The sequence below is a fragment of the Mesorhizobium sp. M7A.F.Ca.MR.362.00.0.0 genome (genome assembly GCF_004023175.1).
GTDB lineage: Bacteria > Pseudomonadota > Alphaproteobacteria > Rhizobiales > Rhizobiaceae > Mesorhizobium.
Window position 1 is genome coordinate 1 of sequence record NZ_RZTF01000832.1, and the last position, 821, is coordinate 821.

At 60.7% G+C, this 821-nt stretch carries 1 protein-coding gene and 2 pseudogenes; all 3 read left to right on the top strand.

What is annotated here, in order from left to right:
• On the top strand, positions 1–278 hold a 278-nt coding region (locus EOC06_RS38025), incomplete at its 5' end, for an iron chelate uptake ABC transporter family permease subunit (RefSeq protein WP_164899037.1).
• A gap of 203 nt (positions 279–481) precedes the next feature.
• A pseudogene (locus tag EOC06_RS38030) lies at positions 482–661 on the top strand (SOS response-associated peptidase family protein); the annotation flags it as partial.
• Positions 662–664: 3 nt separating this feature from the next.
• Positions 665–821, top strand: a pseudogene (locus EOC06_RS38035) (IS3 family transposase); the annotation flags it as partial.

Here is an 821-nt window from a genome sequence, read left to right on the forward strand (position 1 = left end):
CCTTCGTGGTAGCCGCATTCGCGTCCGCCATTCTGGTCGCGGTGGCGGGCGTCATCGGCTTCGTTGGCCTGATGATTCCGCACCTCGCCCGCCGTGTGGCAGGCCAGTTGCATCTGCGCCGGGTCGTCGCCTGTGCGGTGTTCGGAGCAGTGTTGCTTCTTGCCAGCGACCTCTTCGCCCGAACCCTGCTTCCGCCGCAGGAACTGCCGATCGGCATCGTGACGAGTTCCATTGGCGCATTCTTCGTGGTTTCGATGCTCATCAACAACCGGCTTTGACGTCGCGGATACAACCGGGGAAGGTCGACGCTATTCGCACCGCCGTTCTTGATGCTCGTCCTCGGGACGAGCATGCACAAGATCTGGTCCAGCTTACAACGAAGGTCCGCCGTGCTGCGCTCTTTTGAATGGCTCCGCACGGCCGCACGGCGGACCTCACTGCAGCGCCGGTTCCAAAAGTGTTGCATGTCCACATAACTGCGTTCACAGATTCGATAGATCCCAAGAAGAAGCGAAAAGACAAGTGGCTCTTCACAAAGAAGGACGAGCCGATCTTCTGCATTGCTGGAATCTGGCGTGACACACCGGAGGTCGGCGAAGCCTTCACCATGCTGACGATGGAGCCTGGGCCCGATATCGCGCCCTATCATGACAGGCAGATTGGGTCGATCAAATACACCGAGCGCCTGGCCGAGGTCGGCGTCGAGCCGTCGGTTGGCAGTGTCGGCGATTCCTACGACAATGCGCTCGCCGAGACGATCAACGGCCTATACAAGGCTGAAGTGATCCATCGGCGCGGGCCGTGGCGCTCCTTCGAGGCCG